Origin of the sequence: Celeribacter ethanolicus (assembly GCF_001550095.1) — a bacterium.
Lineage (GTDB): Bacteria > Pseudomonadota > Alphaproteobacteria > Rhodobacterales > Rhodobacteraceae > Celeribacter > Celeribacter ethanolicus.
On sequence record NZ_LRUC01000003.1, the window covers coordinates 1 to 23,237 of the forward strand.

Annotated in this window: 21 protein-coding genes; 13 read left to right on the forward strand and 8 right to left on the reverse strand. The window is 60.9% G+C overall.

What is annotated here, in order from left to right; genetic code table 11:
* Window positions 1–616 (forward strand): transposase (locus tag NH195_RS00090; protein WP_155846031.1); only part of this gene is annotated, 616 nt, incomplete at its 5' end.
* A gap of 297 nt (window positions 617–913) precedes the next feature.
* Here NH195_RS00090 and NH195_RS00095 read toward each other — a convergent pair.
* Both NH195_RS00095 and NH195_RS00100 read right to left on the reverse strand, forming a co-directional pair.
* A complete protein-coding gene (locus tag NH195_RS00095; RefSeq protein WP_162265836.1) occupies window positions 914–1,666 on the reverse strand; it encodes a hypothetical protein in 753 nt (250 codons plus the stop codon).
* Between the two features lie 519 nt (window positions 1,667–2,185).
* Window positions 2,186–3,196, reverse strand: coding sequence for a helix-turn-helix domain-containing protein (locus NH195_RS00100; protein ID WP_066701439.1), 1,011 nt, complete (start codon window positions 3,194–3,196; stop codon window positions 2,186–2,188).
* 366 nt (window positions 3,197–3,562) lie between these two features.
* Here NH195_RS00100 and NH195_RS00105 point away from each other — a divergent pair, with 366 nt between their 5' ends.
* The 6 genes from NH195_RS00105 to NH195_RS00130 all read left to right on the forward strand — a co-directional run bounded on the left by NH195_RS00105 (window position 3,563) and on the right by NH195_RS00130 (window position 9,342).
* Window positions 3,563–5,443 carry a PhoX family protein gene (locus NH195_RS00105; protein WP_066701441.1) on the forward strand — a complete coding sequence of 627 codons (1,881 nt, stop codon included), beginning with the start codon at window positions 3,563–3,565 and terminating at the stop codon, window positions 5,441–5,443.
* 259 nt (window positions 5,444–5,702) lie between these two features.
* Window positions 5,703–6,272 carry a hypothetical protein gene (locus NH195_RS00110; RefSeq protein WP_066701443.1) on the forward strand — a complete coding sequence of 190 codons (570 nt, stop codon included), beginning with the start codon at window positions 5,703–5,705 and terminating at the stop codon, window positions 6,270–6,272.
* Window positions 6,273–6,489: 217 nt separating this feature from the next.
* Window positions 6,490–7,584 carry a TRAP transporter substrate-binding protein gene (locus NH195_RS00115; protein ID WP_066701445.1) on the forward strand — a complete coding sequence of 365 codons (1,095 nt, stop codon included), beginning with the start codon at window positions 6,490–6,492 and terminating at the stop codon, window positions 7,582–7,584.
* Window positions 7,585–7,740: 156 nt separating this feature from the next.
* A complete protein-coding gene (locus NH195_RS00120) occupies window positions 7,741–8,034 on the forward strand; it encodes an ArsR/SmtB family transcription factor (protein ID WP_066701447.1) in 294 nt (97 codons plus the stop codon).
* On the forward strand, window positions 8,031–9,092 hold the full coding sequence (locus NH195_RS00125) for a permease (RefSeq protein ID WP_066701449.1): 1,062 nt from the start codon (window positions 8,031–8,033) through the stop codon (window positions 9,090–9,092). The genes NH195_RS00120 and NH195_RS00125 overlap by 4 nt, the downstream gene beginning before the upstream one ends.
* 13 nt (window positions 9,093–9,105) lie before the next feature.
* Complete coding sequence (locus NH195_RS00130; protein WP_066701761.1) at window positions 9,106–9,342, forward strand: thioredoxin family protein; 237 nt, start codon at window positions 9,106–9,108, stop codon at window positions 9,340–9,342.
* A 132-nt stretch (window positions 9,343–9,474) separates the two neighbouring features.
* On the opposite strand, the gene NH195_RS00135 is transcribed toward NH195_RS00130, so the two are convergent.
* Window positions 9,475–10,122: a response regulator transcription factor gene (locus NH195_RS00135; protein WP_066701452.1), complete on the reverse strand. Its 648-nt coding sequence runs from the start codon at window positions 10,120–10,122 to the stop codon at window positions 9,475–9,477.
* A complete protein-coding gene (locus NH195_RS00140; protein WP_066701453.1) occupies window positions 10,119–11,537 on the reverse strand; it encodes a cache domain-containing protein in 1,419 nt (472 codons plus the stop codon). The genes NH195_RS00135 and NH195_RS00140 overlap by 4 nt, the downstream gene beginning before the upstream one ends.
* Window positions 11,538–11,880: 343 nt before the next feature.
* Between NH195_RS00140 and NH195_RS00145 the strand changes: the two genes are divergently transcribed.
* The 4 genes from NH195_RS00145 (at window position 11,881) to NH195_RS00160 (ending at window position 17,054) form a co-directional block, all read left to right on the forward strand.
* On the forward strand, window positions 11,881–12,978 hold the full coding sequence (locus NH195_RS00145; RefSeq protein ID WP_066701456.1) for a TRAP transporter substrate-binding protein: 1,098 nt from the start codon (window positions 11,881–11,883) through the stop codon (window positions 12,976–12,978).
* A 175-nt stretch (window positions 12,979–13,153) separates the two neighbouring features.
* Window positions 13,154–14,083, forward strand: coding sequence for a TRAP transporter small permease subunit (locus NH195_RS00150; protein WP_066701458.1), 930 nt, complete (start codon window positions 13,154–13,156; stop codon window positions 14,081–14,083).
* Between the two features lie 18 nt (window positions 14,084–14,101).
* On the forward strand, window positions 14,102–16,456 hold the full coding sequence (locus NH195_RS00155) for a TRAP transporter large permease (RefSeq protein ID WP_066701460.1): 2,355 nt from the start codon (window positions 14,102–14,104) through the stop codon (window positions 16,454–16,456).
* 151 nt (window positions 16,457–16,607) lie between these two features.
* Window positions 16,608–17,054: a hypothetical protein gene (locus NH195_RS00160; protein ID WP_066701462.1), complete on the forward strand. Its 447-nt coding sequence runs from the start codon at window positions 16,608–16,610 to the stop codon at window positions 17,052–17,054.
* A gap of 62 nt (window positions 17,055–17,116) precedes the next feature.
* On the opposite strand, the gene NH195_RS00165 is transcribed toward NH195_RS00160, so the two are convergent.
* From NH195_RS00165 to NH195_RS00175, 3 genes are all read right to left on the reverse strand, one after another.
* Window positions 17,117–17,965: an arginyltransferase gene (locus NH195_RS00165; protein ID WP_066701464.1), complete on the reverse strand. Its 849-nt coding sequence runs from the start codon at window positions 17,963–17,965 to the stop codon at window positions 17,117–17,119.
* A gap of 161 nt (window positions 17,966–18,126) precedes the next feature.
* Window positions 18,127–18,585 carry an RDD family protein gene (locus tag NH195_RS00170; RefSeq protein ID WP_066701467.1) on the reverse strand — a complete coding sequence of 153 codons (459 nt, stop codon included), beginning with the start codon at window positions 18,583–18,585 and terminating at the stop codon, window positions 18,127–18,129.
* Between the two features lie 76 nt (window positions 18,586–18,661).
* A complete protein-coding gene (locus tag NH195_RS00175) occupies window positions 18,662–19,177 on the reverse strand; it encodes a DUF2852 domain-containing protein (RefSeq protein ID WP_066701469.1) in 516 nt (171 codons plus the stop codon).
* Between the two features lie 261 nt (window positions 19,178–19,438).
* Between NH195_RS00175 and NH195_RS00180 the strand changes: the two genes are divergently transcribed.
* A complete protein-coding gene (locus NH195_RS00180) occupies window positions 19,439–19,894 on the forward strand; it encodes a GFA family protein (RefSeq protein ID WP_066701763.1) in 456 nt (151 codons plus the stop codon).
* A gap of 2 nt (window positions 19,895–19,896) precedes the next feature.
* Here NH195_RS00180 and NH195_RS00185 read toward each other — a convergent pair whose 3' ends face one another.
* The gene (locus NH195_RS00185; RefSeq protein ID WP_066701471.1) at window positions 19,897–20,367 is read right to left on the reverse strand and encodes a YbaK/EbsC family protein; all 471 of its coding nucleotides are present in this window, start codon (window positions 20,365–20,367) and stop codon (window positions 19,897–19,899) included.
* A gap of 89 nt (window positions 20,368–20,456) precedes the next feature.
* Here NH195_RS00185 and NH195_RS00190 point away from each other — a divergent pair, with 89 nt between their 5' ends.
* On the forward strand, window positions 20,457–23,237 hold the full coding sequence (locus NH195_RS00190; protein WP_066701473.1) for a [protein-PII] uridylyltransferase family protein: 2,781 nt from the start codon (window positions 20,457–20,459) through the stop codon (window positions 23,235–23,237).

Sequence of the window (23,237 nt, forward strand, 5' to 3'; positions counted from 1 at the left end):
TACCCGTGTCAAAGACCGGTTCGATCTGCACCCCGAGCGTTTGATCGCAGACACAGCTTATGGATCAGGCCCAATGCTGGGTTGGCTGGTTGAGCGTGAGATTGCGCCGCATATTCCCGTCATCGACAAGGCGGGGCGCAGCGACGGCACTTGGTCACGCGCGGAGTTCGAATGGGACGCGGAGAATGATCAGTATATCTGCCCCGAAGGTCACGAACTGAAGCAGTTCCGGCGAAACTACTCCGACCCGAACCGAGGTCCGACCGGCAAAGGCACAGCCCGCTATCGAGCTTTGAAGGAGGTTTGCCAAACCTGTCCATCGAAACCAACTTGCTGCCCGAATGCAGAAGCCCGCAAAATCACCCGCGAAGAACACGAAGACGCCCGCCAAGTTGCCCGTGATATCGCCAAAACCCACCAATACGATATCTCGATGAAGCTCCGAAAGAAGGTCGAGATGCTCTTCGCGCATCTCAAACGAATTCTTGGCCTGAACCGGCTCAGGTTACGTGGACCCTGCGGCGCAAATGACGAATTCCTCCTCGCCGCAACCGCCCAAAACCTCCGTAAACTGGCCAAGATCTTTCCTGCGCCGCAGCAACCGCGAAAAGCCTGAAAAGAAAGGCGCTCACGCCCATTCGGGAACCGCAAATTCTGCGCTCGCAAACATCAGTTTTTCAACAGAATCGGCGGGCCGCGGACGGTCGCTGCGCTTGCACAGATCACCTTCGCAGTTAACAAGACGCAGACGCCCAAAGCCACCCAAGCGGCTACGTCTCATCTCAGGGTTAGCGGCATCCAATCCGAAAAGTGCAACTCGACACGACAAAACCGACACCAGCTATGCCGCCAACAGCCACTTCACCGCAACCCTCAGTGCCAAGCGTTAATTGTCAACAGGCCCTAGATTCGGTCAGCCAGTCAAACATTTAGCCATATAGGGCGGCAATTCAGGCGCGGGATCAATTCTCGTGAAATTCACAGTGGCTCCGTTGCTGATGAAGTCGCCTATGTTTGAATCCACAACAAAGATGATCACTTCAATCGCTTCGGAAAGGCAGCGACCATAACCTAGCGAAGTCTGTTCAAGGCCAAATCGTTGATCCAACTCAATGTACTCAGGATTGCTTGCGTAGTTTTTACCTAATTGCTCGACCGCAGCCGCAGCGACATTATAATCGATCCATTCCGCCTCAGCCCATTTCCCGCCTAGGTCTGTTTGTTTAGAATCCCAATCCCATGATAAATTTCCTATATCTTTAAACAGCTTGCTGCGGGTGGTATTGACATCGCACCTTCGGATACGTGCATTTTCCGTTCGATGGCTTCCTTTCACCGGGCTTGTTTGATCGCTTGCTAGGATATGCATCTGAAATCTGTTGTTAATGAACACTGACATAATGCCTCCATCGATATCTATGCTGGTTAGCATAACCCAATGATCAATTGCATCGATGGCCTCACCCGAATAGATCCAGCTTTGACACCTCTCAACAGCATTGGCTATCATTTCTTCTGGAGCTTGAGCATGCGCATTATCTCCCCAGACCAATGCAGGCAGCAATATTGTAAATGTAAGAAAGCTGAGAACTTTCTTCCTTAGCGACTCAAATGGCCTGCTCTGGGTCCAAAATTTCTTGTTCGGAAAATCAGTTGAAACACTCACTGGACTAAGACGTGTAAGATTCGTCAAAATTTCATTCAATTTAGTAGCCCCAACTCGCTATCGTCGGACAAGAACCTATGCAAAGGTCTGCCTGGTTACAACGCCCCCGCAGTGCCGCTTAGTGTAGCCGCCAGCTTGCGCTGCTACGCAATCGATCTTGTTGAGCTTGGCTGTTTCGATCAGGGTGAATGCATGCTGGCGCGCTCAGAGCCTTGCCTCGAACTCCGGCAACAGCAATTGCCGCAACCATGGTCGAGCGGCCGGTTTGGTGAAGTCGCACTACAGCTTGACCCGACGCGATAAATGGCGGCTAAGGGCCGTCTCTCACACTACACCAAACGGCCTATACCGGTCATTCGAACGCGACACAGCAAATGACCGGTGTCAGCCGAAAAGTACGCCCCATTCCTTCTGCCCTGCAAGGTGCCGCGCAGGCATCATGAGGGAACATGGGCTCAAACCGGACCTTTGCCGCATATCGCATAAACTTCGGTTTCGAACGTCAGGAAGCCATAGCCCTCAATGCCGCCCCCGCCGCAAAGTCTGTGCCGGGCTTTCACCGAACCTTTCCCGGTAACGGGCGGTCATCGCGCCGAGGTTCACATAACCGCGGGCCCGGGCGATCGCCGTGACGGTCTCGCCGGGTCGCGCGGCGCGCAAGGCTGCGCGCAGCGCATCGAGACGGGCGGCACTCAGGAATTCATGCGGGGTGAGACCGCGGAACCGCCGGAAGCCCTCCGACAGGCTGCGTGCGGTGATGCCGAGCCGGGCGGCGATTTCGGTGATCGTCGGCGCGTCCTCGGCGCTTTGCCGCATCAGCCGCTCCGCCTCGCGCACGTAATGCGGCGCGGCAGCCCGCGCGCCGGTTTCAAGGTTCAGCCCCGATGCCTGCGCCCAGTTGCGCAACAACTCGAGACAGATCATCTCCTCGATCCGCCGCTCGGTCAGCGGATCGCCGATCCGGTCATGTCGTGCATCGAGCGAGCGCGTCGCATAGTCCAAAAGCGACAGCCAGGCCGACTGCCCCGCGCCGAAAATCAGCCGTTTCTTCCAAAGATCGTCCTCCGGCACAAAGCCGTACCACCGCGCGGCAGTGTCCTCCATCAGCTTGTGCGGGATCGTCAGGTTGAGTTGCAGATCGTCGCCGTCGGCGAGGTTCCAGTACTGCGTGCGGCTGCAATCCACCACGTAGCTGTCGCCCGGTCGCGTGTCGATGGCATCATTGCCGCCGACCGGGTGACGCACCGAGCCGCGCAGCGTGTTGACCACGATGATATTGCCGCTGTCCGGATCGAAATCGTCGGCCCGCGTCGGTGTGCCGAAACAGAACCGGCTGAAGGTGATCCGCCCGATGTCCAGCATGCGGATGGTGGCGTTCGGGTCCATGCCGGCAGTCAGCGGATGGGTCGAGAGCGGCATATAGGCGCGATGGCAGAAATCGTTCACCACCGACCATTCGCGGGTTGCGGTCAGCGTGTCGCGCAGCAAGGGGGTGCCGCTCCCGTCCTGCAACAGGGCCGTTTCCAACATCTCGGATCCTCCCAATCCTCTGGCCTTCGCGCCTCTCTGGCTTTCACGTCTGCCCTCCGTGACAGGATCGCGGGCCGGTGTTGTGACGCTGTGGTTCAGGGAGCATGCCCCATGCCGGGGCGCTCCGGCAAGAGGGCGCGAAGGCTGTTGATACATATGTGAGCGAAACCGTGCAGGGGCAGGGGCGTCCTGCCGGGTGCACAACTGACGTGGGGACAGTCGGCGGGAGGCCCCGGTTTCACGGAGCTGTCACATCGGTGTCACGGAACTGTTGCGCGCGCTTGGCACCTGATGCGCCAGAAGACCTGCCCCCCGCACATGGGCCGCGTCATCGATTCTCAAGCAACGCACTCAATGGAGCGAGACATGAAAGATCAGGATATCGTCGACCTGTCGTGGGACGATTTTGACGAGATGCGCGACCCGCGCCCGAACACCAACGGTTTCGACGCGGTCGTCGAACGTGCAATTTCCCGCCGTGGCTTCCTCGGCGGCGCTCTGGCCTTCGGCTCCGGCGCGCTCGCGATGGGCGCAGGGCTGATGTCCTCCACCACGGCCGCCCGTGCGGAAGGCGCAGGCTTTGCCTTCAAACCGATCCCGATCGGCACCGATTTCGACGTCCACGTGCCGGAAGGTTACCAGTGGAAGGTCCTCGTGCGCTGGGGCGATGCGCTGTTCTCCGAAGCTCAGGGCGCCTATTCGCCCGAGACCGGTGTGCCGGTTGCGATGTCCGACAAGGTGTTTGGCGAGAACACCGACGGCATGGAGACCTTCACCGACGGCGACAAAACCGTGCTCGCGATCAACTCCGAATATGTGAACCCGAAAATCAACCTGCCCGCCGACTCCGAAGGCATGCCGAAAAATGCCGACGAAGTGACGCTGCTGAAGAACATGCAGGGCGTGACCGTCGTGGAAGTCGCCGACAATGGCAACGGCTACGAGGTTGTCGTCGACAGCCCCTACAACCGCCGCATCACCCATGAAACCCAGATGACCATGGACGGCCCGGCCGCCGGTTCCGATCTCGTCAAAACCAATGCCGATCCGGAAGGCATTTCGCCCAAAGGCACGATGAACAACTGTGGTTCCGGCAAGACCCTCTGGGGCACCTACCTGACCTGTGAAGAGAACTTCAACGGTTACTTCGGCGCCACCGGCGAGTATGCCGAAACCGAAGGCCTCAAGCGCTACGGCATCGGCGGCGAAGGCCGTTACGCCTACGAGAAATTCGATGCACGTTACGACCTCTCGAAAGAACCGAACGAGCCGAACCGTCACGGCTGGGTCACCGAAATCAACCCGCTCGATCCGACCTCGACCCCGGTGAAACACACCGCTCTGGGCCGTTTCAAACACGAAAACGCCGAGATGGTGCAGGCCGCCGATGGTCGTGTCGTGGTCTACATGGGTGACGACGAGCGCGGCGAATTCATGTATAAATTCGTCTCCAACGGCACCTGGACCGAAGGCGGCTCGACCGAAGGTCTTCTCTCCGACGGTACGCTTTACGTGGCCAAGTTCAACGACGACCTGACCGGCGAGTGGCTGGCCCTGACGCCGGAAGCCACCGGCATGTCGATGGAAGAGATCCTCGTGTTCTCCCGTGAAGCAGGCTCCAAAGTCGGCGCGACCACCATGGACCGCCCGGAATGGATCGCCGCCAACCCGCTCAAGTGCGAAGCCTATTGCGCGCTCACCAACAACAAGAACCGCGGTGTGAAAACCAACGCGGGCGGTGACGAGCAACCGGCGATGGGTCCGAACCCGCGTGAGGTCAACAACTTCGGCCAGATCGTGCGCTGGCGCCCGGAAGGCGAAGATCACGGCTCCGAAAAATTCGGCTGGGATCTCTACGTCATGGCCGGCAACCCGACCGTCTATGACAACGCTTACGGCGGCTCCGAGAACGTCAACGAAGGCAACATGTTCAACTCCCCGGACGGCATGGCCTTCTCGTCTGACGGCTTCCTCTGGATCCAGACCGACGGCGAAGACAGCAACGAAGGCGAGTTCGCCGGCCAGGGCAACAACCAGATGCTGATCGGCAACACCGAAACCGGCGAAATCGCCCGCTTCCTCACCGCACCGAACGGCGCCGAGGTCACCGGTCTCACCTGGTCCCCGGACAAGAAAGTCGCCTTCGTCGGCATCCAGCACCCGGGCGGCTCCTGGCCGGACGGTGCGGGCAAACCGCGCTCGTCGGTGATCGCCGTGTGGCGTGAAGATGGCGCTCTGATCGGCTAAGCCGATCACGCCAAGGGATTTCATCCCGAGATTTTATCAGGCGAGGGGTGCGGTGAAAGCCGCGCCCTTTATTTTGTAGCGTGACTTGAAGATCCTTTAACGAGACTAGTGATGGACTATATGTACTTTCTTAAGTGATTTTACGGGTGATTTGATGAATTACAGGCATATATGTAGTGCAGCTAAAATCTCATATCTTGGTCTACATACTGCGCACAATGCTGCAGGCAGATTGGGGCACGGAGAAAAAGAGCCTAATATGGAGCGTGAGGCCGAACTATACTGTTTAAGGCTGCTTTATTTTCGTCACATAATGTTGGAAATTGCAAATATCGCGGATGTGGCCTCGACCGCCCGTGCTATGTATAAAGATCACCCTGAACTTGGAGAATTGCACGGGGAGCTTTCACAAGCTTTTGAGTTCTTTAAGTATATTCGTAATAAATACGTTGGTCATCTCGTGCCGGAGTTGGTGGATAAAACTTTCGAGTGGCTACCTCAGTCATTCTCTACTCTTGGAGATGTGGATGAAAGTAACGCCCTCATTTTATCGTGGTTTGTTCTGGAAACAGTTATAAATACTTACACTGATCCGAGTACAGGCCATAGAGTATTCGATACAGAAACTGACCTCAATTATCCTCCTGATCAAATTCGATTTTTTGATTATCTTGGAGAAACTGCCGAAAAAGCGATGGTATATGCTGAACTTCTTTCGAAGGTTGCTGCGACATATGTAGAAGTCCCAGACATGAAAGAAGAGTGGTTTAAATTAGCAATGCAAGCCGGGGCGACTGAGTTTTCGTACCTTGCAAAGAAAGGGCGATAATTGGCGTTTGAGCGAACAATCATTTGAACTTGGAGAAGTTTTTATTCAGCTCAATGCCCCCCCCTCCGCAATAAACCATCCCCCCCTCTGCACCTCCGCGCAACATTCGCGCGAAATGTCGCGCTTTCCCCTCTTCAATCTTCCGCAGCCCCTCTCTATGGTGCGCGCGATTTGGCGCGGGGGGCCGTCCCCTCGCGCGCCTTTTGGAGGATAGACCATGGATCGCCGCTCTTTTCTGAAAACTTCCGCTCTGGGCGGGTCTGCCGCCGCCGCCTCGACGCTCGCCGCGCCGATGTATGCGCAGGGCAACCGTACGCTCACCATGGTCTGTTCCTGGCCGCGTGGCCTTGCGGGTGTGTGGGACGCCGTCGAGCGTTTCGCCGACAGCGTTCAGACCATGTCCGACGGTCAGCTCACCATCGAGGCGCGGGCCGCAGGCGAACTGGTCGGCGGTCTTGAGGTGTTCGACGCCGTGACCTCCGGTCAGGCCGACATCTACCACTCCGCCGAGTACTATTTCACCGGGCAGCACCCGGCCATGGCCTTCTTCACCACCTCGCCCTTCGGCATGACCGCGCCCGAGATGATGGTGTGGTATTACGGCATGGGCGGTCTGCAGTTGCACCGCAACCTTGGTGAAATCTTCGGCTTGCACACCAACATCGGCGGCCAGACCGGCGCGCAAGGTGGTGGCTGGTACCGCAAGGAAATCACCTCGGTGGCCGATTTCCAGGGCCTGAAACTGCGCATGCCGGGATTCGGCGGCGAAGTGGTCGGCAAGCTGGGCGCCTCCGTGCAGGTGATGCCGGCGGGCGACATCTATCAGGCGCTCTCCTCCGGCGCTCTGGACGGCACCGAATGGGTCGGTCCGTGGTCCGACGAACGTCTCGGCCTGCAAGAGGTCTGTGATTATTTCTACCCGGCGGGCTTCCACGAACCGGGCTCGGCGCTGTCCGTCAACACCAACCTCGACGTGTTCCAGTCCCTGACGCCCGCGCAACAGCGGATCATCGACAACGCTGCCGCCGAGTGCAACCAGTTCGACTATTCGCTGTTCCTCGCCAACAACGGCCCGGCGCTGCAACGTCTGATCGCCGGTGGCACCCAGATCAAGCAATTCCCGGACGACGTCTGGGAGGCCTTCGGGCGCGCCTCGAAAGAGGTTCTCGACCAGTACATGGACGACGATCTCTTCGTGGAAATCCGTAAATCCGTCGAGGATTCGATGAAGGCCACCTCCGCCTGGATGGGCCAGTCCGACAGCTTCTATACCGCACAGCGCAACCGCGTTCTGGCGATGATCGAAGAGTGATCCGGGCCACAGCCTGAGAGCTTCTGAACGCGCGGGGGACATCTCCCGCGCGTTTTCTTTTTACACATCCACTCGGAGACCCGGTTGGACAACCTGTCGCATGGCCATGCGCGGAAAATTTGTTTATGCGTTTATGCGCATAAGGAGATTTCCGCCATGTTGCCTATCCTGTCCGCCCTCTCTGAACCCACCCGGTTCGATGCCATGCGCCTTCTCTATGACGGCAACGAGCATTGCGTTTGTGAGCTGATGCGGGTCATCGGCGCGACGCAAAGCCGGATGTCGCGGCATATGCAGGTGTTGAAACAGGCCGGGCTCGTCACCGACCGGCGCGATGCGCAATGGGTGCGCTACAGCCTGAACCCCGATCTCTCCGAAGACATTCGCGCCGTGCTCGACGCCGTGTTCCGGGCCGAGGACGCTTTGAGCCAGCAAAGGAGTGCCGCATGAGCACGATCCAAACTCACCCCTCCCATCCCGTGCGCCCGGATTGGCTCTGGCATCTGGGCGTCGCGGCTTTTGTCGTGTGTTGGTGGCTGATCTATCACCGGCTGCAACCGCTGGCCGACTGGCTCACCGCGCAGCTCCCGGTCGAACGCCACAGCCATACGGGCGAGGCCATCGCCTTTTTCCTCTATGACGTGCCGAAAGTGATGATGCTCCTGACGCTCATCGTCTTTGCCATGGGCGTCGTGCGCAGTTTCTTCTCGCCCGAGAAAACCCGCGCGCTCCTCTCCGGCAAACGCGAGGGCGTCGGCAATGTGCTCTCTGCCGGCCTCGGTATTTTGACGCCCTTCTGTTCCTGCTCCGCCGTGCCGCTGTTCATTGGCTTCGTCTCTGCGGGGGTGCCTCTGGGCGTCACCTTTTCCTTCCTGATCGCCGCCCCCATGGTCAACGAGGTGGCGCTGGTCCTGCTGTTCGGCCTCGTCGGCTGGCAGGTGGCGGCAACCTATCTGGCCTTCGGTCTCGGCATCGCCGTGGTTGCGGGCTTCGTCATCGGCAAGCTCAATCTCGAAGGCTGGTTGCAGGACTGGGTGCGCGACATCCATTCCGGGGCAGGGGCCGTTGACATGCCAGAGGGTGAGCGCCTGACCATGGTCGACCGCTACCGGCTTGGCATCCAGGCCGTGAAAGAGATCTTCGGCAAGGTCTGGGTCTGGATTCTCCTCGGCATCGCCATGGGCGCGCTGATCCACGGCTATGTGCCCGAAGACCTGATGGTCCGTATCATGGGCGCGGATGCTTGGTGGTCTGTCCCCGCCGCCGTGGTGATGGGCATCCCCATGTACACCAACGCCGCGGGTGTGATCCCCATCGTCGAGGCACTTCTGGGCAAGGGCGCGGCGCTTGGTACGGTTCTGGCCTTCATGATGAGCGTGATCGCACTCTCGCTGCCCGAAATGATCATCCTCAAACAGGTGCTGACCTATCGTCTGATCGCCGTGTTCATCGGCGTCGTCGGCAGTGGCATTCTCGCCGTCGGCTTTCTGTTCAACCTGATCTTCTGAAAGGAGACATATGATGACAACCGTCAAAGTCTACGGCCCCGGCTGCAAACGCTGTGAAACCACCGCCGAAATGGTGCGCGAGGCCGCCGCAAAGCTCGGTCTTGAGGTCGAGGTGGAAAAAGTCACCGATCCGAAATCCATCGCCATGGCGGGCGTGATGTCCACCCCCGGCATTTCCATCGACGGCAAGCTGGTGCATGCGGGCGGCCTGCCGGATAAGGCGAAACTCGAAACCTGGCTCTCGGCCTGATCCGGTTTCCGTGGAAAAATACTCCCGCCGTCGGCAAGCGCCCGATAAGGGCGCTTCAAATTGTGCCCGACAAAAGTCCGACACAAATCCGACGCTTTGCCGACAGTCAAAAACAGGGGGGCAGAACCGCCCTCAGAACCGCCCTGTCCCCTGCAATACCCCATGCTCCATCGCATAGCGCGTCAGGCCCGCGGTCGAGGAAATCCCCAGCTTGCGCTTGATGTTCTTGCGATGGGTCTCGACCGTGCGCACGGAAATATCCAGCGCGGCAGCCACGTCCTTGTTGGATTTGCCCTGCGCCAGTTCCAGAAGGATCGTCGTCTCCCGATCCGTCAGAGGCTCCCGCCCGTCGCGAATTTTCGTTGGTTTTATAGCGGCTTGCGCGCCGTCGCACAGGTATTTCTCGCCCCGCATCACCGCGTCGATGGCGTCTTTCACTGCCTCGGTCGGTACGTCCTTCAAAACATAGCCCTTGGCGCCGTGGCTGAGTGCCGCGCCGATATATTCCGGGCCGTCATGCATCGACAGGATGAGGATGCGCGTCTCCGGGCGGCGCTCCAGCAACAATTCGGTCGCCGTCAGCCCGCCCATCTGGGGCATATTCAGATCCATTAACACAACATCCGGTGCCAACGCCTCCACCCGATCCACCGCTTCCCGCCCATTGCACAGCGTTCCGACCACTTCGAGATCATCGAAGGTTTCCAGAAGCGCGCGGATGCCCTCGGCCACCATCGGGTGGTCGTCGACAATCAAAACGCGAGTCGGTGTCGTCGTCATCTGGCACTTCCTATTGGAGATGGCGGGCGACCGGAGGTCGCGGGCGGAAGGATATGCTTCAACGGTACGGTTGCGTCAATGGCGGTGCCGGGGTGCAGCGGTGTGATGGTCAGGCGCCCGTCGAGCTGCTCCATGCGCTCCGCCATGTTTCGAAGCCCCAGTCCCCGCCCGCGTTTGCCCACATCCAAGGGGTCGAAGCCCCGACCGTTGTCGCAAATCAGAAGCGTCGCGCCCGTGCGGTGCCCCGCGAGTTTCATTGTGACTTCCGTGGCTTGCGCGTGGCGCTCAATGTTGGTCAGCGCCTCCTGCGCGATGCGGAACAGGGCAATCCGCGCCTCCTCGTCGAGCCGGTTGCGAAACACCACGGTCTCCAGCTCGGTCCTGATGCCGGTGCGGGCCTCGAACTCTTCCGTCAGCGATTTGAGCGCCGGGCCAAGCCCCAGATCGTCGAGAATGCCGGGGCGCAGGTCGCGCGAGATGCGCCGCACCTCACCGATCGCACCGCCCAGCATCTCTACGCCCCGGTCAAGGCTCGCAGGCGCTTTCGGATCGCCCGCGTTGAGCTGCCGCCGTGCGAGTTCCAAAGCATAGCGCACCCCGACCAGGATCTGGCTGATCCCGTCATGCAACTCGCGCGCCACCCGTCCGCGTTCCTCCTCCTGCGTGTCGAAAATCCGTTGGGTGAGTTTCTTCAACTTGCCATCCGCCAGCCGCCGTTCGCGAATGGTGATCGTCAGCCCGGACATGAACACCAGAAGCACCGCCGCCATGGTGATCGCGCCGATATAGCCGAAGGTGCGGGTCACCCGCGTCTCCACCTCGGCGCGGGCTGCGGCGACGGAGCGCAGCACGTCGTCGATGAACACGCCGGTGCCGATCGCCCATTGCCAGTCCTGCAAGCCGATGACATAGCTCATCATTTGCGCGTCCTCGCCGGTCGAGGGCTTGGGCCAGAGATAGGAATGATAGCCGCCGCCCTGACGCGCCAGCCGGATCAGCTCGTCGGTGATGGGCGTGCCGGCACTGTCGGTCATCCCGGCCCAGTTGCGGGTGATCAGCCGGGTGTCGCGCGGCGCCACGAGGTTGGTGCCGTCATAGGTGTAGACAAAGAAATACCCGTCCGTGCCATAGGTCATCGCCGCGAGAATTTGCGTGACCCGCAGCTTGGCGTCTTCATCATCGGGCGGCGCGGGGCTGTATTCCGTGGTGATCGAATTGCGCGCGAGTTGCAGGTAGTTCTGCAACTCCTGTCGCTTGGCGGAAAGAATTTGGTCTTCAAGCTCGGCGATTTCCCGTTCGGCCATGGTCCGCGACTGGTGTGCGACCACAAGCGCGATTGCCGCCACCGAGAGGATCAGTGGCAACGTGGCAAGCAGGAAGAGCTTGCGTGCATAGGTCAGTTCGGGGAGCGGCAAGGCGATGAGGCAGGTCCTTCGGTGATCTTCTGTTGGCCCGGTCGCAGGATAACGTGCCGGGGGAGAGCGTCAATTCCACGAATTTTTCTGCTGCGCGGCATGAAAATTACGAATTTACAGTGCCGGAAGTCACAAAAAATCCCGGACTGCGTAGTGTTGGGTATTTCAACACCGCCTCACCGCCGATAACGTTAACATCACGATTTGTTCGGTTTGTCCGTGAAGGACCCGCCATGTCCGGTTGCAAGCGCGCCTTTCGCGCCACTTGCCGGGAGGAAACATGCGCAGGGAAGGGGCCGGACAGACTGCCATCGCCATAGACAATCTTGGGAGGACTTACTCTATGGACCGCCGTTCTTTTCTGAAAACCTCTGCTCTGGGGGGCGCAACCGCTGCGGCCGCATCGACGCTGGCCGCACCGATGTATGCGCAGGGCAAGCGCACGTTGACCATGGTCACCACCTGGCCGCGCGGTCTGGCGGGGGTTTGGGATTCCGTCGAACGTTTCGCCGCCAATGTCGATGCGCTGACCGATGGCCAGCTCACCATCGACGCGAAAGCCGCAGGTGAACTCGTCGGCGGGCTTGAGGTGTTCGACGCCGTGACCGCCGGTCAGGCCGATATGTACCATGGCTGCGAATATTACTTCACCGGCCAACATCCGGCACTGGCCTATTTCACCACCGTGCCTTTCGGCATGACCGCGCCGGAGATGATGGTGTGGTACTATTCCATGGGCGGCATGGAGCTGCACCACAAGCTGGGCGAAATCTTCGGCCTCAAGGGCTTCATCGCTGGCCAGACCGGCGGGCAGGGTGGCGGCTGGTTCCGCAAGGAGATCAAATCGCCCTCCGATTTTCAGGGCCTCAAGTTCCGCATGCCGGGTCTCGGCGGCGAGACCGTGTCGAAGCTTGGCGCCTCCGTGCAGGTGCTGCCGGGCGGTGAGATCTATCAGGCGCTGTCCTCCGGCGCGCTCGACGGCACCGAATGGATCGGCCCGTGGTCTGATGAGAAGCTCGGCCTGCAAGAGGTCTGTGACTTCTACTATCCGGCGGGCTTCCACGAACCGGGCGCGGCGCTTTGCGTGACCACGAACCTCGAAGTGTTCGAAAGCCTGAGCCCGATGCAGCAAAAGGTCATCGAACTGGCCACGGGCGAGTGTCACCAGCACAATTATGCGCTCTTCGTGGCCAACAACGGTCCGGCGCTGCAAAGGCTCATTCAGGGCGGTACCCAGCTCAAGGAATTCTCCGACGATGTCTGGACCGCCTTCGGCATGGCCGCCAAGGAAGTGCTCGATGGCTACATGGGCGACGAGATCTTTGCCGAGATCCGCACCCAGTACGAGGCCTCCATGGCGGCGACCTCGGCCTGGATCGGGCGGTCGGACGGCAACTACACTCCGCAGCGCGACCGCGTGATGGCGGCAACCGCGGAGTAAGCCGTGAAAACGGGATAAAAAACGGGAAATGCGCGCGGTTTTCGCGCGCATTTTTGGCTCCGGGCGTTGCTCATCCGGGGCGAGGGGCGTAAAGCGGCCCGACAGATGTAAAATCACCGGAATAATATCACTGGGAACGGCTCCTCAACGCAGGAGCCGGGAAGGGGACAACAATATGGAAGAACAGAGCGGCGGGTCGTTCCTCGGCGCCGTGGTGGACGGGATCGTGAGCCTTTTCGTCAACCTCGGGCTCGGGTTCTGGCACATCATCTACGCGATCAGCCACCCGAGCCTCTGGCTCGACTGGTCGGACAAGGAAAGCCTTTTGCGCTTCGTCTATTACGGCGGGTCGAAAGAGCTTTTGTTCGTGTTTTTCGATGTGGTGATCGTGATCACCCTCGTGGGTTTTTTCTATCGGCCGTTCCTCTGGGCGCTGGTGCGTGGGCTTGAGAAAATCGCCAACACCACGGGCCGGATCGCGGCCTGGGCCGGTCTTCTGATGGTGCTGCAACAGATCATGGTCGTTTTCCTGCAATCGGTGTTCCGTCAAGGCGAGATCACGATTTCCCCTTTCGGTGGCGGGTTCACCCAATCGGTCGGCTGGTTCGCCGAGAGCCTCAAGTTTGAGAATGCCCTCGTGGTCGCGCTCTGTGTCTCCTACGCCTTCGTGCAGGGGTCCCATGTGCGGGTCGATCTGGTCTATGCGGGCGTCAAGCACCGCACCAAACGCGCCATCGACATGTTCGGCTCGCTGTTCTTCATGCTGCCGGTGGCTTTGCTGACCTGGATGTACGCCTGGTTCTTCCTCTGGCGGCACCTGATCACACCGAAGGTCTCGGCCTCCGATGCGCTCGACCGGATGCTGATGAAGGCCCGGATCGTGAAATGGAACGTCGAGACGATCTCCTTCTCCGCGAATGGGTTCAACGGCTATTTCCTGTTCAAGATCCTGATGTTGTGCTTCCTCGCTCTGGTGATCCTTCAGGCGCTCGCGTTCTTCTACCGCTCCTTCCTCGAATTCGTGGAGGGCGAGGAAAGCGCCGGGAAATATCGTGACCAAGACAGCCTCGGCGAAGGCGAAGAAGCCTACGAAGGCGCACTCTGAGAATAAGGCGGATCAGATATGTTTTTCGGACTTGATGGCGTAGAAATCGGCCTCATCATCGTATTCCTCTGCCTGTTCGGCGGTATCCTCACCGGCTTCCCGGTGGCCTTTGCCATCGGTGGTGCGGGGCTCATGTCCTTCGGGATCATCGCAGCCTTGGACAGCGCGGGCATCCTCGTCCATGAGGCGCTCGACACCGGCTCGCAGGCCTACCGCGATCTGGTGAACGGAGGCGTGAACCCCAATATGATCTCGCATTTCCGATACCCGGATTTGCCAACGGTCTCGGAATCCCTGTTCCCCGGCGGCTGGGAGCAGGCGGTGGATCGCAACCTGTCCTTTATCGTCAACCGGATGAACGAACGCGTCTTCGCGGGCGCCTCCATCGAGACGCTGCTCGCCGTTCTGATGTTCGTGATGATGGGGATCGTTTTGGAACGCTCCAAGATCGCCAACGATCTCCTGACCACCATGGCCCGTGTCTTCGGTCCGCTTCCGGGCGGTCTGGCGGTTTCCGTGGTGATCGTGGGCGCGTTCCTCGCGGCCTCCACCGGCATCGTGGGCGCGACCGTGGTGACCATGGGCCTTTTGTCCCTGCCGACCATGTTGCGTCACGGCTATTCGCCACAGCTCGCCACCGGTGTCATCGCCGCCTCCGGCACCTTGGGCCAGATCATTCCGCCCTCCATCGTCATCGTGCTTCTGGGCACGCTCGCGGGGGACATCTATTCCGCCGCTCAGGAAGCCCGCGCGCAGGCGGTCGGTTGTTCCGATGCGCTGACCTATCTTGGCGAGCCTGCCGTGGTCTCCGTCGGCACGCTGTTCCAGGCCGCGATGCTGCCGGGCGTGTTCCTTGCCGGTCTTTATGCGCTCTATGCCTTCGGTTTTGCCATGTTCAACCCGCACAAGGCGCCGCCGGTGCATCTCGAACACACGAACCATGAGACCATGACCCGTCGCGACGGGCTTTTGTGGATGGTGGCCGTGCCGGTGCTGCTGATCGGGGGCGCGGTGTTCTCCGGCCAGTTCGGCCTCTCCGGTTCGCAGAACATCCATGTCGCCGAATTCACCGAGGCGGGCGCAACCGCGTCTCTGCGCACCAATGTGTCTGCGCAATGTGAGACGGCGATGATCGAGCTGCATGGCCAGAGCGCCTGGGACAAGGCCGTGGCCGAGCAGGCCGCGATCGAAGCCTCGGGCGGGGCGCAGCAATCGGTGCAGCGCACGCCGGAGCAGATCGAACAGCTTACCGTCGAGGCCATCGCCAATGCGCCCAAACTCGGCACCGGTCTTCTGACCGTGATGGTGATGCTGGCGATCACGCTGGCCTTCGGGCGCGGTGTGGCGCCGCTCGCGAACCCGGCGCCGCTTTTGATCGGCGCGGGCGGGATCGTCGCCGCGCTGCTGCTCGACGCGCTCCTCGTTGGGCCGCAGACCTCTTCGGGTACCGCCTTCGCGATCTACTTCATCCCGTTCATTGCGCTGGCCTACGGGCTCAAGGACGCGGCGAAGCATCTGTCGAAGAACGAGTTGTTCCGCGTGGTCTTCCCGCCGCTGGTGCTGATCGTCGCCGTGCTCGGCTCGATCCTCGGCGGTGTGACCAACCCGACGCCAGCGGCCGGTCTTGGGGCCGGGGGGGCGCTTTTGCTCGCCGCCTATCGCAAGCTCGCCGATCACAAGAAGCCGGGCAAGATAATCCTCGGGGCGGCCTTTGCCATCGTCGTGATGCTTTTGATTGGCGGCAACTTCGACCTGCGTCTGGGCCGGGGCAATGTGCCGTTTGAGGATTGGGCCGCCTATCTCGTCGCACTCGGCGCCTATTACTACGCGATGTTCGGCATTCTCTATGCTTGCTGGGTGCTGTTCTCCGACGGCACTCTGGGCATCGTGGTGCGTGAAACGGCCAAGGTCACGTCGATGGTCTTCACCATCCTGATCGGTTCGCAATTGCTGAACCTCGTGGTGATCTCCTTCGGCGGCGAGCATTACATCCAGAGCTTCCTGCGCAGCTTCGACAACGAGTTCACGGTGTTCCTGCTGGTGATGCTGGTGCTCTTCGTGCTGGGCTTCGTGCTCGATTTCCTCGAGATCATCTACATCGTCGTGCCCATCGTCGGTCCGGTGATCTACGGCGGGACGATGGATCCGAAATGGGTGACGATCATGATCGCGGTGAACCTCCAGACCTCCTTCCTGACCCCGCCCTTCGGCTTCGCGCTGTTCTACCTGCGCGGTGTGGCGCCGGCGTCGGTCACCACCGGGCATATCTACAAGGGCATCATCCCCTTCGTGCTCATTCAGGTGCTGGGCCTCGGGATCCTCTGGACTTTCCCGGACATCGTCACCATCGTGCCGAACCTTTTGTCGAAATAGGCAAACCGCTCAGAAAACAGACCCGGAAAAAGACAAAGCCTCGCCTCTTCGGCGGGGCTTTTCTTATGGGCAAAAGAATCCCTTGCGTTGTGACTAATGTCTTATAAAAAGACTAGGGTATTTAATCGCAGCCCCGCAAAGGAGCCCGAACATGTCTTTCCAGTCTGCCCGTGCCATCGACCAATTGAGTGAAGACGCCCGCGATGGGGCGCAACCGGTGGGGAAACTGTCGCAGCTCAACGAGCAGGGGCGTATGGTTGTCACCCTGTTTCGCGGTTCGAACGCGTTGCGAGAGGGCAGTGACATGGGGCGCATCTTCGACCAGATGATGCTGGTGTTCCAGCGTCACGCCCGCCGCCCTCTGGTGCATCACGGGATGAGCTGCGATTGCCTCGGTGCGGATGAGGCGGTGCTGGCACAATTCGTCCGCCACGCTGCGCGGGGCCAACGCGAGGATGCCTGTCTCATGGCGATGCTTTTGGTCCGCGCCGATGTCGCCCCGCTGGCGGTATCGCTGGCCGAGCAACTGGGTCTCTTGATCGATGCCACGCTGCGCACCGACCCGCGCGCGATGATGGGGACAGTGAAGGTGCATTGAGGCTTTCGCCAAAGGCAGAATGACAAAGCGCGGCTCCGAGGGCCACGCTTTTGGTTTGGGCGTTACACTTCCGGTTTGGTCGTCCTCGTGCCCTGCATATCCGGCAGGTCAATCTTCGCCACCTGCTGGGCAATCGGCTCGCTCTCCAGCGGATGCGTATCGGAGGAGAAATCGTCGGGGTCCTTCAGGTCGATCCATTGCCCGCCCTGATAGACCTCAAGCGCCGAAAAGCGCGCCTTGTAGCCCATTTTCGGCGAACCCGGCACCCAATAGCCGAGGTAGACATAGGGCAGGCCGGCCTCGCGGGCGATCTCGATATGGTCGAGGATCACATAGGTGCCAAGGCTGTCCTTGATCAGATCGGGTTTGTAAAACGAATAGACCATCGACAACCCGTCATCCAAAAGGTCCGTCAGACAGGTCGCAGCCAGCTCGCGCGGCTGCCCGGCGGCGTTGGGGATGTAATATTCGATGACGCGGGTGCGGATCGGGGTTTCCTCGATCATCGCGGCGAACTCGAACACATCCATATCCGCCATGCCGCCATCGGCGTGGCGCGTTTCGAGATATTCGCGGAACAGCTCATATTGCGCTTCGGTCGCCCAAGGCGAGGTGGCGGCGCGTTTGAGATAATTGTTCTTGTTGATCGCCCGGCGCTGGGATTTCGAGGGCTTGAAATCGGCCACCCGGATGCGCGCCGACATGCAGGCGTTGCAATCCGCGCAGGTGGGACGATAGAGCACGTTTTGCGAGCGGCGGAAGCCCTGTTTCGACAGGCTGTCGTTGAGTTGCTCGGCATGCTCCCCTTGCAGCGACGTGAAGAGTTTCCGCTCCATCCGGCCGTCGAGATAGGGGCAGGGCTGGGGCGCGGTCACGTAGAACTGCGGCGCAAGGGGGAGGGAGTGACGCATGAGGTGGACTTACGAGGAATTTCCAAAGGACGCGTAAACGGTTCAGGAAAAAGGTAGCAATTCCGTTTCATTTCGCAAGCCTTGGGTGTGCTTTTCTTTGAAAACGCGACAAAGGGCGCAAAGCTGCGCCCTTTTTGACCTTTCGGACCGGAAATTCGGGGTCAGTAGTCCGAGGGACGGTTGATCGCGGCGGAGCCGAGGATCAGATCGGAAAGCCCCTGTTTGCGCGCCGTGGTGAGCATCAGGACGACGGAGACCACCTGCGGCAGGCCCATCGAGCACCAGACGGTGAAGAGCGTGGTGTGCAGGAAGGCCATGCCAAGGTCGAACCGCGCGCCGGAACGGTCGCGAAACTCGATCCCCATGAGGCGCATCCCCCAGGTCGCCGAGCTGTTCGCAATCGTGATCACCCGGTAGACATAGCCGACCACGGCCACGAGGAAGGGGAAAAAGAACAGGCCGGTGAAGGCGGTGAAGGGCACGATCAGCGCGGCGATCACCACGCTGACGATCAGGTCGACGACAAAGGCCAGCGCGCGTTTCGTGGGCAGGCTGTCGTAAAAGCCGGGCTGGCGATCGGGGTCCGGCAGACCCCAGTGGTCATCTTGATAAGCACTCATACTCTGCATTCTCGTTGCTCGCTTCGGGGGAGGCAAGCCCGTTTCGGGCTTGCTCTGTGAAGGATCGGGTGGACGATCAGGCGTCTGCCTTGTCGGTGTTCGCGTCTGCGTCCTCATCCTTGTTGGCGGCGGCACGGTCTTCGGCGGTACGGCGGCTGCGGTCGTCCATGAACTGGTCGAACTCGGCCTTGTCCTTGGCGGCGCGCAGACGTTCGAGGAAGTTCTCGAACTGGTCCTGTTCCTCTTCGAGCCGTTTCAGGGTTTCTTCCTTGTAGGCGTCGAAGGCGGTGTTGCCCGAGGGGCGCATCGCGGCATGCATGGTCCGGAACCGCTCATGGCGGTTCTCACGGAAGGCGCGCGGGCCACAGCCACGGCCAAAGGGCGATTGCGGGCGGGATTTGCAGGAAAACATGCGTTTGCTCCAGATCATGTAGAAGAGAAGGGCGAGGCCGACCGGCCAGACGAAGATGAAACCGAGGACCATGGTCGCGATCCAGGCGCCTTTGCCTTTGTCGTCGAGCCAGGCCTCTGCCCGGCGAAACCAGCTCGTGGCGGTCTCTGCGGGGGTGTATGTGGAGGCGACTTGGGTCATGTCATCTTTCTTTCGGTGTGTGTCGTGGGTTTCAAAGGTGGGTTTCAGTGGATGTGAATGTCTTTCACATTGCAAAGATGGGGAGGTCAGGGCTGTCCCGCAAGGGGTGATGTGAATGTTTTTTACATTATTTTGAAATTATGTTTTTTATCAGTTTCTTAAGGCGTTCTGGGCGCATGTAAGACGGTGCGCATGTGAGACCGGTTCTGGTCATATCTGTTGCCATCATGCATGCTGGGGCGCATGAGGAGGGCCGATATGATGTTGCAGAAAACCGGACGATGCCGCTGCGGGGCGGTGACTTTAACTGTTTCCGCAGTTCCCGTGATGACCTCCGCCTGTCATTGCGATGGCTGCAAGAAGATGAGTTCCTCGGCCTTTTCTCTGACTGCGATGATCCCGTCGGAGGGGCTTGAAGTGCAGGGTGAGGTGGTGAAAGGCGGGGTGCAGGGGCCGGAGCTCGATCACTTTTTCTGCACGTCCTGCAAGACATGGATGTTCACCCGGATCACCGGGTTCGAGGCGCTGACCAACATCCGTCCGACGCTGTTCAATACGGAAGACCCGGAGATTCAGGCGTGGTGTCGACCCTATATCGAGACTATGGCGGCCAAGCGTCTGCCTTGGGTCACGACGCCCGCCGAACATGTGTTCGAGGCGATGCCGGATATGGCGGACTTTTCGGAATTGCTCAAAGGCTTCGCGGAACGGGGGTGACGTCAGGCGGTGAACTCCGCCACTGTCGCCCCGGAGATGCGCTGGAGATCGGCGGGCGCGATCTCGAAGATATGGCGCGGCGTGCCGGCTGCGGCCCAGACCGTCGCGAATGTACTCAGTTTCGGATCGAAATAGGCATGCGGTGGGGTGAGATGCCCGACTGGCGAGACGCCGCCAATGGCAAAGCCGGTGACCTTGCGCACCTCCTTGCCGTCGGCGCGTTCCAAAGCTTCTCCGGCCACGCTCGCGGCTTTCGCCAGATCCACCTGATCGCCCCCCGCCGTGATGAAGAGACAGATCGCGCCACTTTTCGTCCCTTTGAACACGATCGACTTGGCAATCTGGTCGACATCGCATCCGGCCTGATCGGCGGCCTCCTGTGCCGTGCGGGTCGAGCCGTGCATCTCGAGCACATGGATCGTGAGACCGGCGTCGGCCAGCGCCGTTTCGACACGTTTGAGACTTTTCGACATGGGGCCTCCTTTGTGCCTTTGAACCATGTCGTTTGGCCTTGCACAAGCCGCTGAAAAGGCGATGCTTTGGCGCAAGTGGAGGAGACATCATGACTTTCGAGACCCGGATCACCCGTAGCCCGCGCCCCTATGAGCCGGAGCGCGCCACGGAGGCACGCGCGGCCTTGCCCGACCTTCCGGGCGCCACGGCGGAGGTGATCGCGGGGGCGGCGGGGTCTGCGCCCTATCTGCACGGGCTGCTCCTCAAGGAAGCGGCTTGGCTGCCAGAGGCGCTGGACGATCCTGAATCGGCATTGGCGGCGGGCATTTCCCGGATCGAGGCGCTGCCCTTCGACCAGATCGACACCGGGCTGCGCCAGGCCAAGCGTCGCGTGGCACTTTTGGCCGGTCTCTGCGATCTCGGTGGTGTCTGGACTCTGTCCGAGGTTACTGGCGCGTTGTCGCTTCTGGCCGACCGGGCGACCCATGTGGCGCTGCGGGCGCATGTGGCGCGCGAGATCCGCAAGGGCAAGATCCCGGGCCAGACCGAAGACGATATTGAGGCCTGCGGTGGCATGTTCGCGCTGGCCATGGGCAAGCACGGGGCGGGGGAGCTGAATTACTCCTCCGACATCGACCTGATTTGCCTGTTCGACGAGGAACGCTTCGAGGGCATCGACCGGATGGAGGCACGCGCGGGCTTCATCCGCGCGACGCGTCGCGCCATGGCGGCGCTGTCCGATCTGACCGCCGAGGGCTACGTGTTCCGCACCGATCTGCGGCTGCGCCCCGATCCATCGGTGACGCCGGTGTGTTTCGCCATGGAGGCCGCCGAACGCTATTACGAAAGCGTTGGGCGCACATGGGAGCGCGCGGCCTATATCAAGGCACGGGCCTGTGCGGGTGATCTGGACGCGGGGGGACGGTTTCTGAAGGGGATGATGCCGTTCGTCTGGCGCAAACACCTCGATTTCAACGCCATTCGCGAGACCCACGACATGCGGCTGAAAATCCGCGCACACAAGGGGCTGGGTGGCGCGTTGAAGCTCGAAGGCCACAACATGAAACTCGGCTTCGGCGGCATTCGCGAGATCGAATTCTTCGCTCAGACCCGCCAGCTCATCGCTGGTGGGCGGGACCCGGATCTGCGGCTCCGGGGCACGGTTCCGGCGCTCGCCATGCTCGCGCAGAAGGGCTGGGTCGAGGCGGACGTGGCCGATCAACTCAGTCGGGATTACGAGGCGCATCGCGAGGTCGAACACCGGCTCCAGATGCTGCGCGACCAGCAGACCCACAGCCTGCCGACCGCGCCCGAAGAATTCGACCGTCTGGCCGCGCTCATGGGCACCACAGTCGCGGCGATGCGCGCCGAGATCGCCGAGCGCTGCGAACGGGTCAATGCGCTGACCGAGGATTTCTTTGCCCCCGGCGAGGCCGCGCCGACGCCGGAACTGTCGCCCGAACAGGCGGAGGTCACGGCGCGCTGGTCGACCTATCCCTGTCTGCGCACGGCGCGGGCACAGGAGATTTTCGAGCGGCTGAAACCCGAGCTTTTGACCCGCATCCAGCGGCTCGACAAGCCCGAGGAGGCGCTCAGTCATCTCGACGGATTCCTGCGCGGACTGCCGGCGGGGGTGCAGCTTTTCGCGCTGTTCGAGGCCAACCCGCAGCTTATCGACCTGATCCTCGACATCGTCTCTACGGCGCCGCATCTGGCGCGCTATCTCTCGCGCAACGCCCAGGTGCTCGATGCGGTGATCGGCGGGCGGTTCTTTGCGTCCTGGCCGGGGCGTGAGGGGCTGATTGCGCTTCTCGACACGCATCTCGAGGAGGCCGGGGATTATGAACGCCAGCTCGACGCCTGTCGTCGCTGGGCCAAGGAATGGCATTTCCGCGTCGGAGTGCATCAGCTCCGCGATCTGATCACCGCCGATGAGGCCGGGGCGCAATATTGCGACATCGCCGCCGCTTGTGTTGCGGCGCTCTATCCTCAGGTCGTCGCCGAATTTGCCCGCAAACATGGCCCTCCGCCGGGCCGGGGCGCGATGGTGCTGGGCATGGGATCTCTGGGCGCGGGGCGGCTGACGGCGGCCTCCGATCTCGACATGATCGTGATCTACGATGCTGCGGGGGTGGATATGTCCGAGGGGCGCAAACCCTTGCAATCGCGCAGCTATTACGCCCGCCTGACGCAGGCGCTGATCACGGCCATGACCACCCAGACCGCCGAAGGGCGGCTCTATGAGGTGGACATGCGGCTCCGTCCCTCTGGCAAACAGGGCCCGGTTGCGACCTCGCTCGAGAGCTTCATGAGCTATCAGCGCGAAGAAGCCTGGGTCTGGGAGCATCTCGCACTCACCCGGGGGCGGGCGCTTGCGGGCGATCCCGAGCTGATGCGCGCGGTCGAGGATTTCCGCGCCGATCTCATTGCAGGCCCCCGGGACGAGGCCCGTATCCGGCAGGAGACGACCGAGATGCGCGCGCGTCTGGCGGAGGCCAAACCCGGTAGCGACTGGGACCCGAAAAACGGTCCCGGACGGATGATGGACATCGAATTATTGGCCGAAACGGCGGCGCTTCTTGCCGGCAGCGCTGAGCAGGACATTTATGCCCAGCTCGGCGCCGGACGGGCGGCGCAGTGGCTGACGGGGGACGAATATGCGCTTTTGGTCGAGACCTACCGGCTGATGTGGCGGCTGCAATCGGCGGCGCGGCTTCTGACCGGAGAGGCGCTCGATCCGGAGGCCGTGGGCGCGGGCGGGCGCGCCTTTCTCATGCGCTCCAACGGGGCGGTGAGCATGGCGGCTTTGTCCGAAGAGCTGAAATTGCGTGCCGCGGCATCCGCCATGGCGATCACGGCGGTGCTTGCGCGTCCCTTGCCGGGTGCGTAA

Excerpts from the sequence above, each read along its gene's own strand:
- NH195_RS00100 (WP_066701439.1), bottom strand. The coding sequence starts at position 3,196 with ATGTTGGAAACGGCCCTGTTGCAGGACGGGAGCGGCACCCCCTTGCTG.
- NH195_RS00105 (WP_066701441.1), top strand. The coding sequence starts at position 3,563 with ATGAAAGATCAGGATATCGTCGACCTGTCGTGGGACGATTTTGACGAG.
- NH195_RS00110 (WP_066701443.1), top strand. The coding sequence starts at position 5,703 with ATGGAGCGTGAGGCCGAACTATACTGTTTAAGGCTGCTTTATTTTCGT.
- NH195_RS00115 (WP_066701445.1), top strand. The coding sequence starts at position 6,490 with ATGGATCGCCGCTCTTTTCTGAAAACTTCCGCTCTGGGCGGGTCTGCC.
- NH195_RS00120 (WP_066701447.1), top strand. The coding sequence starts at position 7,741 with ATGTTGCCTATCCTGTCCGCCCTCTCTGAACCCACCCGGTTCGATGCC.
- NH195_RS00125 (WP_066701449.1), top strand. The coding sequence starts at position 8,031 with ATGAGCACGATCCAAACTCACCCCTCCCATCCCGTGCGCCCGGATTGG.
- NH195_RS00130 (WP_066701761.1), top strand. The coding sequence starts at position 9,106 with ATGACAACCGTCAAAGTCTACGGCCCCGGCTGCAAACGCTGTGAAACC.
- NH195_RS00135 (WP_066701452.1), bottom strand. The coding sequence starts at position 10,122 with ATGACGACGACACCGACTCGCGTTTTGATTGTCGACGACCACCCGATG.
- NH195_RS00145 (WP_066701456.1), top strand. The coding sequence starts at position 11,881 with ATGGACCGCCGTTCTTTTCTGAAAACCTCTGCTCTGGGGGGCGCAACC.
- NH195_RS00150 (WP_066701458.1), top strand. The coding sequence starts at position 13,154 with ATGGAAGAACAGAGCGGCGGGTCGTTCCTCGGCGCCGTGGTGGACGGG.
- NH195_RS00155 (WP_066701460.1), top strand. The coding sequence starts at position 14,102 with ATGTTTTTCGGACTTGATGGCGTAGAAATCGGCCTCATCATCGTATTC.
- NH195_RS00160 (WP_066701462.1), top strand. The coding sequence starts at position 16,608 with ATGTCTTTCCAGTCTGCCCGTGCCATCGACCAATTGAGTGAAGACGCC.
- NH195_RS00165 (WP_066701464.1), bottom strand. The coding sequence starts at position 17,965 with ATGCGTCACTCCCTCCCCCTTGCGCCGCAGTTCTACGTGACCGCGCCC.
- NH195_RS00170 (WP_066701467.1), bottom strand. The coding sequence starts at position 18,585 with ATGAGTGCTTATCAAGATGACCACTGGGGTCTGCCGGACCCCGATCGC.
- NH195_RS00175 (WP_066701469.1), bottom strand. The coding sequence starts at position 19,177 with ATGACCCAAGTCGCCTCCACATACACCCCCGCAGAGACCGCCACGAGC.
- NH195_RS00180 (WP_066701763.1), top strand. The coding sequence starts at position 19,439 with ATGTTGCAGAAAACCGGACGATGCCGCTGCGGGGCGGTGACTTTAACT.
- NH195_RS00185 (WP_066701471.1), bottom strand. The coding sequence starts at position 20,367 with ATGTCGAAAAGTCTCAAACGTGTCGAAACGGCGCTGGCCGACGCCGGT.
- NH195_RS00190 (WP_066701473.1), top strand. The coding sequence starts at position 20,457 with ATGACTTTCGAGACCCGGATCACCCGTAGCCCGCGCCCCTATGAGCCG.